General features: G+C 37.8%; 9 protein-coding genes and 1 tRNA gene. 7 read left to right on the plus strand and 3 right to left on the minus strand.

What is annotated here, in order from left to right; all coding sequences use genetic code 11:
* The coding region (locus tag HMPREF0519_RS14500) for an SGNH/GDSL hydrolase family protein (RefSeq protein WP_003636706.1) at window positions 1-599 on the plus strand (599 nt) is incomplete at its 5' end.
* A 182-nt stretch (window positions 600-781) separates the two neighbouring features.
* Here the strand turns inward: HMPREF0519_RS14500 and HMPREF0519_RS12460 are convergent.
* A complete protein-coding gene (locus HMPREF0519_RS12460) occupies window positions 782-1,537 on the minus strand; it encodes a hypothetical protein (protein ID WP_003561418.1) in 756 nt (251 codons plus the stop codon).
* Window positions 1,538-1,548: 11 nt separating this feature from the next.
* Complete coding sequence (locus tag HMPREF0519_RS12465) at window positions 1,549-1,836, minus strand: hypothetical protein (RefSeq protein WP_003636708.1); 288 nt, start codon at window positions 1,834-1,836, stop codon at window positions 1,549-1,551.
* A 118-nt stretch (window positions 1,837-1,954) separates the two neighbouring features.
* Between HMPREF0519_RS12465 and rnz the strand changes: the two genes are divergently transcribed.
* The 5 genes from rnz to HMPREF0519_RS12490 all read left to right on the plus strand — a co-directional run bounded on the left by rnz (window position 1,955) and on the right by HMPREF0519_RS12490 (window position 6,561).
* The gene (gene rnz, locus HMPREF0519_RS12470) at window positions 1,955-2,896 is read left to right on the plus strand and encodes a ribonuclease Z (RefSeq protein ID WP_164479063.1); all 942 of its coding nucleotides are present in this window, start codon (window positions 1,955-1,957) and stop codon (window positions 2,894-2,896) included.
* A 95-nt stretch (window positions 2,897-2,991) separates the two neighbouring features.
* Entirely contained in the window at window positions 2,992-3,414 is a 423-nt protein-coding gene (locus HMPREF0519_RS12475) for a LapA family protein (RefSeq protein WP_003555305.1), read from the plus strand.
* Window positions 3,415-3,429: 15 nt separating this feature from the next.
* Window positions 3,430-5,760 carry a single-stranded-DNA-specific exonuclease RecJ gene (recJ, locus tag HMPREF0519_RS12480; protein WP_003636709.1) on the plus strand — a complete coding sequence of 777 codons (2,331 nt, stop codon included), beginning with the start codon at window positions 3,430-3,432 and terminating at the stop codon, window positions 5,758-5,760.
* Between the two features lie 17 nt (window positions 5,761-5,777).
* Window positions 5,778-6,296, plus strand: coding sequence for an adenine phosphoribosyltransferase (locus tag HMPREF0519_RS12485; protein WP_190870486.1), 519 nt, complete (start codon window positions 5,778-5,780; stop codon window positions 6,294-6,296).
* A gap of 176 nt (window positions 6,297-6,472) precedes the next feature.
* A tRNA-Ser gene (locus HMPREF0519_RS12490) sits at window positions 6,473-6,561 on the plus strand.
* A 172-nt stretch (window positions 6,562-6,733) separates the two neighbouring features.
* Here the strand turns inward: HMPREF0519_RS12490 and HMPREF0519_RS12495 are convergent.
* A complete protein-coding gene (locus tag HMPREF0519_RS12495) occupies window positions 6,734-7,378 on the minus strand; it encodes a VTT domain-containing protein (protein ID WP_003555313.1) in 645 nt (214 codons plus the stop codon).
* A gap of 208 nt (window positions 7,379-7,586) precedes the next feature.
* Here HMPREF0519_RS12495 and HMPREF0519_RS12500 point away from each other — a divergent pair, with 208 nt between their 5' ends.
* Window positions 7,587-7,997: a CvfD/Ygs/GSP13 family RNA-binding post-transcriptional regulator gene (locus tag HMPREF0519_RS12500; protein ID WP_003561408.1), complete on the plus strand. Its 411-nt coding sequence runs from the start codon at window positions 7,587-7,589 to the stop codon at window positions 7,995-7,997.
* Window positions 7,998-8,187 lie beyond the last annotated feature (190 nt).

The following is an 8,187-nucleotide window of genomic DNA, read 5'->3' on the forward strand; positions in this document are numbered from 1 at the left end:
TAGCTGAGAATAAACGCAAAATGCACGCTTTAATGACCAAAAAGTTAACCCGTAAACAATATTTGATTGCTAAAAAATATCGTTTAAGCAAAGCACAATATTTAGTTGCCTCACATCAACCGTTGACGGCTGTTGGAGATTCGATTATGGCAGATAATAGTCATGATTTGCAAACGGTTTTTAAACAAGCATATGTTTCTGCCAAGGTTGGCCGACAAATTTGGCAAGCAGGGGAAGTGTTAACTGCTCTTAAAAAGAGGGGGGAGCTGGCACCTAACGTTTTAATCAATTTGGGAACTAATTCACCAATGACATCTGCTCAAATCGCCAAAGTTGTCAAGACGATTGGTAAGGGACATCGGATCTTCTGGGTTAATACCCATGTTCCTACAAGAAATTGGGAAACAGAAGTCAACGCTACGCTTGGTATGGCTGCTAAAAAATATAAAAACTTTTATGTTATTGATTGGCATAGTTATAGTGTTAATCGTTCAGATTGGTTCTGGCAGGACAATGTTCATCCAAATCCACAAGGGAATATTCATTACACACATCTTGTGGCAAAAGAAATTGCACATCAGTTAATGCCGGCGAGCTGAGTTTGACTATTTTACAAGCAGGTTGATGTACACACATTCAATCAGTTTATTGTTGTAATCAAAAGAGGTACGATCAAAAAGTTGATTTTTGATCGTACCTCTTTTTGTATGGCCTGTTCACATAATTAAAGTGATCACAACTCAACATGACTCATGGGACTACTGTGGGGCATGATTGATCATTAGGAAAGTGTCACTTGTAAAGCATGAGAAGGAGCTGAAGCAATTTTAGTTCCTTTAGTATCAAATATTGGCCCAAAATTGATGGCTAAATTTGATGCTGGATCTTTATCGTAATGATAAAGATAACCGTTCATCACGAATTGGCGGGATTTTCCCGCAGGAATTTGACTACCTGCCGAAGAATCCGTTAGTTGGTTGGATGTTTGAAGCGTCTGTCCCTGATTAGTTTTAACAGAAGATACGCCATTTAAAGCGATTGTCTGTTGCTGTTGGTTGGTAACCTCATAATTAATGACAAATGTATAGTAAGTATCAGGAACACTAGACAGATTGAGTACTTGAGAAGCTGCTTGCTTTGCGGCACTGGTTTTGGCCGAGTTCTTTAATACTCGTACGTTTAGTATACGGTAAGTCACTTTATCACTGTTGAATGTTGATGAAGGCGTGGCTTTTTTTGCCAGTTGCTGTTTTGTACCAAAGCGATCATAACTAAATTGATGCTTATTGGTTAAATGACCGTCGGCTACATAATCTCTGTTCTGCTTTTCACTTTTTGGAACTTTATATTTATAATGGGTGAGACTGCTGCTCGTACTGCTTGATTCTGAAGCTGAACTATCGTCGTTAGCCATTTTCGCACTCATAGCTGCTTTTTCTTTGTTTTGATGTTGGTTGCTCTGCTTATTTCCATTACAACCAGCTAGTCCTAAAATAAGAATTATTCCTAACGCCAGTGATACTTGATATTTTTTCATTTTTTCGACCCCTAGTAAAAAACAATTGATTTATTAACAATTCTAAACCCAAATACAAGCTGGTGGTTATTTGACGTTCGTAAATTTGTTTGTGCAGGCAGCAGTCTGGTTCGGGTCATAAATTGGTCTAAAGTAATAGTAGCAGTGCCGCTTTGGGATTTTGACACTGATCCTAAGAAAAGTACATGATCGTCTCTAGTTAATTGGTTGATGGGGATAAAGTGTTCATCTTTAGAAATAAGTAGTGTCAATTTTGAATCCAAGGTGGCGCTTGCCCGGTAAAATTCATCAAGATTCATCTGCTTCACCTTCCTTACTAATGATTATTTTACCTAAATTATGATACAATTGAAATTGCTTTTCAGTGGTGTATACAAAACCACTGATCGATTATAAGAGTTAAGGAAACGATAAATGATGCAAATTGAATTTTTAGGAACCGGAGCTGGATCTCCGGGAAAGTTTCGAAATGTTTCAAGTTTAGCACTTAGGTTACTGGATGAAATTAATTCAGTTTGGTTATTTGATGTTGGGGAGGGAACTCAACATCAAATTTTACGTTCAACGATTAGACCCAGAAAGATCGACAAAATTTTTATTAGTCATCTCCATGGTGATCATATCTTTGGCTTACCAGGATTACTGAGTAGCCGTTCATTTCAAGGAGGCTTTGAGCCTCTTGACATATATGGTCCAAAGGGAATTAAGGAGTACGTCGAAGTAAGCTTAAAAATTTCAGAAAGTCATTTATCTTATAAAATTCGATTCCATGAACTGACAAAGCAAACGAATGGACTCATTTTTGAAGATAACAAATTTTCTGTCTACGCTGCACCCCTTGACCACCGGATTTTAAGTATTGGATACCGAGTTGTGGAGCATGATCATCCGGGCGAATTGATGGTTGATAAGTTGACTCAACTTCATATTCCATCAGGCCCTGTGTATGGTCGCCTTAAAAAAGGAGAAACTGTGACACTTGATGATGGACGTGTCGTTGATGGTAAACAGATGATTGGTCCTGCACAACCCGGCAGAATTGTGACAATTATTGGTGATACTCGTAAGACGGAGAATGCGGTTAAATTGGCCCAGGATGCTGATGTCTTGGTTCATGAAAGTACGCTTGGAAAAAGCGAAACCAAACTTGCAAGAAGTCATTATCACTCGACAAATGTTCAAGCAGCACAAATTGCCAAGAAAGCACACGTCAAACAACTATTACTCAATCATATTTCTGCCCGCTATACAGGTAAATTAGTGTATGAACTTGAAAAACAGGCAAAAGTTGTTTTCCCGAATACAAAAGTTGTCAAAGATTTTGACGTGATTGACATTCCGTTTAAAAAGCTTAGTTAATAACAGTTGTTTTAGTTCAAAAGATATTAAGTGCAATGATCTTTTAGATGTATTGGTTTAATTAAAGAATATTGCACAACTATGTGGTTAGGGGGATGTGCATTTTGAAAAAACAAGTTACAACAATAATCAGTATTATTCTGATTATTTTAATTGCTGTTTTTGCAATGCTGAATTTAGAAAAAGTTGATGTTAGTTTTGGCTTTACTTCGGTTGAAATGCCACTGGTATTGCTAATTTTGGTTTGTTTACTGATCGGGGCTTTGATTATTTTTCTATTTTCTTCTACGCAAAATATTCGACAAAATCGAGAATATAAAGAACTTCAGAATCAAAGTGATGAACGCCAGCAAGAATTGACTGATCAAATTAATCATTTACAAGATAGTCTTAAAGCACTGGAAACTAGATTGAAAAATTCATCCGGTAAACAAGAAATTGGTGCCAAGGATCAACAGATTAGTGATTTAGAATCAGAAATCGAGAAGTTAACTGACAAACTGTCATCCCAAAAGTAAGGTAGCGTGTTTTTTATGATTGATTCAAAATTTAAATGGCAAATTAAGCAGAATACTGATCCACAGCAGGTTCAGGCACTTAGCGAGGCATTAAAAATTGATCCGCTTATCGCATCAATTTTACTTCAAAGAGGTGTTAGCACTGAGGAAGCTGCTCAGGACTTTTTGACGCCATCGTCGAAAGATTTTCACGACCCTTATTTGATGCATGACATGAAAAAGGGGATTGCACGAATCCAACACGCAGTTGAAAACGAAGAACAAATCACCGTTTATGGGGACTATGATGCTGATGGCATTACCAGCACTACGATTATGTATGAAGTGCTTAACGATTTAGGAGCAAATGTTGATTATTATATTCCGAATCGTTTTTCAGACGGTTATGGTCCAAACGTTGACGCCTTTAAGAAAATTATAAATAATGGTACGACATTGATTATTACCGTTGATAATGGTGTCGCCGGAAATGAGGCAATTGATGTTGCTAACTCCTTGCATTGCGATGTGTTAGTCACAGATCATCATTCGTTACCGGAAGTGTTACCCAATGCGTACGCAATTATTCACCCACGTGTTAAAAACCAAGAGGGACAGGCATACCCATTTGGTGACCTATCGGGAGCGGGAGTTGCTCTCAAGGTTGCTCAAGCATTAATGGAAGATTTACCAATTGATTTAATTGATGTTGCAGCTATAGGCACCGTTGCTGATATTGTGTCCCTTAAAGATGAGAATCGCGCGATTGTTAAATTCGGTTTGAATGCCATTAGAAATACACAACGTCCTGGTCTTTTGGCATTGATTAAAGCTGCGGATATTGACTTAAGCAAGTTTGACGAGCAGGATATCGGTTTCGGCATTGCACCAAGGCTTAATTCGTTGGGGCGAATCGACGATGCAAATATTGGTGTTGAGTTGCTTTCCACTTTTGACGATCAAAAGGCTACTGAACTTGCTGAATTTGCCGATCATCAAAATGATAGTCGTAAGTCACTGGTTGATGAATTTTACCAGCAAGCTGTTCAGATGGTCGAGTCCTCGGGTGATGCAGAGAATCGCTCAACCTTGGTAGTTGTTGGTGATGATTGGCATCAGGGCGTACTGGGAATTGTCGCCAGCAAATTGGTGGAGAAGTATGGTCGACCGACAATTGTTTTAACGTCTCAACATGGTAATGATCAAGTAAAAGGATCAGGGAGAAGTGTTGAGTCATTTGATCTTTTTTCTGCTATTGACCCTATCCGAGATCAAACAATTGGATTTGGTGGTCATCATTCCGCTATTGGGCTTACCATTAATAAAGACAAGATTTCTGTTTTAAAGGACCAGCTTGAAAAAGCGGCCGGGAACCAAGAACTTGATTTGAGTCAGAAACCAACGTTGGATATCGCTGCTAAAATTTCTGCCGATCAGATTGATAATCAGTTTATTAAAAATTTGAATGTGCTGGCGCCCTTTGGTCAGGACAACCCCAAACCGGTTTTTGAGATTGAGTACGACCAACTCATTGATGTGAAAACGATGGGGAAAACCGGTGATCATCTTCGCTTTAGCCTGGTAAAGAATAAGAGCCGTTTAACTGCAGTTGCTTTTGGCCGGGGAGCAGCTGCTGGACAACTTTCCAATGGCTCGGCTTCAATAAAAGTGTCTGGGGAAATCAATGAAAACACTTGGAATAACCACACCACTATTCAATTAATGGTGAGTGATTTGAAGCAAATAGCCTTACCAATCGTTGATGAGCGGACTCAGAAGCTTCATAAACAAATGTTTAGTCAACTTGGCACATACGTCTTTTTTCACGAAAATGTTTTTACCCAATTAAAGGGTTATATCAATGACGATTCTTCGGCTCTAATGTACGATCAATTAGCATCTAATAAAATTGTAGGGACAAAATTGTTTATTGTCGATTGCCCCGATGTTGTGGACGATTTGGGAACTGTGCTTCGCCACAGTCATCCTGAAACCACGGTTTTGTATCTGTATAAAAAGCGTTTGATTTCAAGAATAGGGATGCCAGATCGAAGTTCTTATGCTAAACTATTTAGGTTCGTTAAAAACAATCCAAATTTAAATATTGGAACTCAGTTGCAACAACTAGCAAAGCAATTAAATCTTACTTCAAGAACGGTTGTATTTATGATTCAAGTATTTTTAGAACTGGATTTTATTACAATTCACGATAAGATCATTAATTTGAATCCTCATTATCTTTCTAAGGATTTAAAGTCGGCTCCAAGTTATCACTTGAGGCAAGAACAAGTAAAGACCGAAAAAGCGTTATTGGTCTCTAATACGAAAGAATTAGTCAGTTTTGTCAAAGGTTATTTAGACAACTGATGAAAGGAAGAAAGAATATGTCAATCGATTTTTCTAAGTATATTGCGTCTTATCCCGACTTTCCGGAACCGGGTGTTCTATTCCGAGACATTTCACCAATGTTGGAAAACGGGGAGGTTTATCGCGCGGCTACCGATCAAATTGTTCAATTTGCAAAAGACCGAAATGTCGAAATGATCGTTGGACCAGAGGCACGTTGCTTCATTGTTGGTTGTCCTGTTGCCTACAAATTGGGTGTTGGGTTTTCACCTGCGCGAAAGAAGAATAAGCTTCCCGGTGAAACCATTGAAGAGAGTTATGGCTTAGAGTATGGGAAATCGTCCTTATACTTGCGTACAAACGCCGTTAAGCCTGGCCAAAGGGTTTTGGTAACAGACGATTTGTTGGCCACAGGAGGCACAATTGACGCGACAATTAGGTTGGTTGAAAAATTGGGCGGCATTGTTGTTGGGACTGCTTTCTTGATTGAATTAACCGAACTTAAGGGACGCGAAAAAGTTAAAGACTATGATTTCTTCACGCTTTTAAAATATTAGAAAATAAAAAGTGTCGTTAAGTCAACTTCTTTATGAGTTGGGCTTAACGACGCTTTTTATTAATAGGCAATGAGACTTGTTTTGGGCTTTGAATCCGCTAAAGGCTTTTAACATGACAATCACTGGAATTAATAATTTACAAGTGTCCTGACAATTGATATAATGTTATTTGTTGTGGAGAGTTGGCAGAGTGGTAATGCACCGGACTCGAAATCCGGCGAACCGGTTTTGCGCCGGCGCGCAGGTTCAAATCCTGTACTCTCCTTACTGCAGTAAGCATTGCACCGCATAGTGAGTTAAACACTTGCTATGCGGTGCTTTTTTATTTTATTGGAAATCATGGCAAGCGAAGGAATGTGAGCATCGAAATTTTGCTGTTTCGTATATGAGTTATTAAAAAAGACCCATCTCCTTGAATTGAAGATAGGCCCTTTGAGCTATTTTTCGGGTGTCATTTTTGCTTTAATGAATCCAATACATGCCGGGATTAAAGAAATTATGACAATTCCTATAATCACCATTGAAAAGTTTTCTTTCACAATTGGAATGTTTCCGAAGAAATATCCAGCACCGCAACAGATTGCGACCCAAGCGATACAGGCAGAGACATTGTATTTGATGAATTTAGTATACGGAAAATCGCTTGTTGCTGAAACAAAAGGCATCAATGTTCTAATGATTGGCATAAATCTTCCAAGGAAGATTGCCATTGCACCATATTTATTAAAAAATGTTCGTGCTTTATCTAAGTCCTTTTCTTTGATAAACTTACCTAAGACTTTATGTCTAGGAATTAGTTCTCCGAATTTTTTTCCTAAATAGAAGTTTAAGGAGTCACCTGTTATTGAAGCAATTAAGAAAAGAGCGACAAATAATTCAATGTTTAATCCATAAGTTGCATTAGCAGCTAAAGCTGCCGCAGCGAATAGCAATGAGTCTCCTGGTAAGAACGGAAAGATAACAATTCCCGTTTCTATAAAAATGATTGCAAAAAGGATTAGATAAGTTGAATTTCCAAACGTGTTGACAATATTAATAAGATGATCATCGATGTGTAAGATAAAATCGATAAGGGTACTCACAGGATCATTCCTTTCGATTGATTTACATATGATTTTACCAAATTAATGTTGTTTTTTATAACTAAAGTTAGAGTTTAAACAAAAATCAATCTTTTGGATAGCTCTGTTTTATGTCAAGGGTGGTTAATGAAGTTAGTTAAAGTACTTTGAGATTTTTGTGATTAAAAATCGTTAAACAGGATGTCATGGATCTGTTTAACGTTCGGACATGTTGAGAGTCATTTATAGGAGAGTGCTTGATTTGGGATTAAAAGTTGGTATGAAAGTTAAGGGTGTTGTCACCGGCATTCAGCCATATGGCGTTTTTGTTGATTTGGGAAATCAAAATCAAGGGTTGATCCATATATCAGAATGCCAATCAGGATATGTAGAAGATATCAATCAACTATTTAGCGTGGGAGAGACAGTTAGTTCTTTAATTATTGATATTGATGAATATACAGGGAAAATAAGTCTATCTACCAGGAGTAATTCGGTTAATTATGAAGTGTTTAAACAATCAGCAAATGGTCGGTTTTCAACCCACCACTATTGGACGAACTATCGTTTGAATATTGGCTTTTCGACACTTTCTAAACGACGTAGCGAATGGATGGAAGATGCAAAAGACTTTTTTTGACTGGATTTTTAAATTTGTACTTGACCAGCTTTCGAAATCTTGGTAAACTAGTTTTCGTTGCGTTAAAGCAATCGACTTTCAATGCCAAATTCAAGTTTTGTTTCTTTCAAAAAACTGCTTGCATTTCAATTGAAAATCTGATAATATTAAATAGTTGTCAAAAGCGATGAGCAAGCGCTTTGATAGCCAA

The organism is Lentilactobacillus hilgardii DSM 20176 = ATCC 8290, from assembly GCF_000159315.1.
In the GTDB taxonomy this organism is placed as follows: domain Bacteria; phylum Bacillota; class Bacilli; order Lactobacillales; family Lactobacillaceae; genus Lentilactobacillus; species Lentilactobacillus hilgardii.

What these genes read in the sequence shown, in the direction of transcription:
- HMPREF0519_RS12475 (WP_003555305.1), top strand. Translation starts at nt 2,992, where the DNA reads ATGTGCATTTTGAAAAAACAAGTTACAACAATAATCAGTATTATTCTG.
- HMPREF0519_RS12465 (WP_003636708.1), bottom strand. Translation starts at nt 1,836, where the DNA reads ATGAATCTTGATGAATTTTACCGGGCAAGCGCCACCTTGGATTCAAAA.
- HMPREF0519_RS12500 (WP_003561408.1), top strand. Translation starts at nt 7,587, where the DNA reads ATGTTGAGAGTCATTTATAGGAGAGTGCTTGATTTGGGATTAAAAGTT.
- rnz (WP_164479063.1), top strand. Translation starts at nt 1,955, where the DNA reads ATGCAAATTGAATTTTTAGGAACCGGAGCTGGATCTCCGGGAAAGTTT.
- HMPREF0519_RS12460 (WP_003561418.1), bottom strand. Translation starts at nt 1,537, where the DNA reads ATGAAAAAATATCAAGTATCACTGGCGTTAGGAATAATTCTTATTTTA.
- HMPREF0519_RS12485 (WP_190870486.1), top strand. Translation starts at nt 5,778, where the DNA reads ATGTCAATCGATTTTTCTAAGTATATTGCGTCTTATCCCGACTTTCCG.
- recJ (WP_003636709.1), top strand. Translation starts at nt 3,430, where the DNA reads ATGATTGATTCAAAATTTAAATGGCAAATTAAGCAGAATACTGATCCA.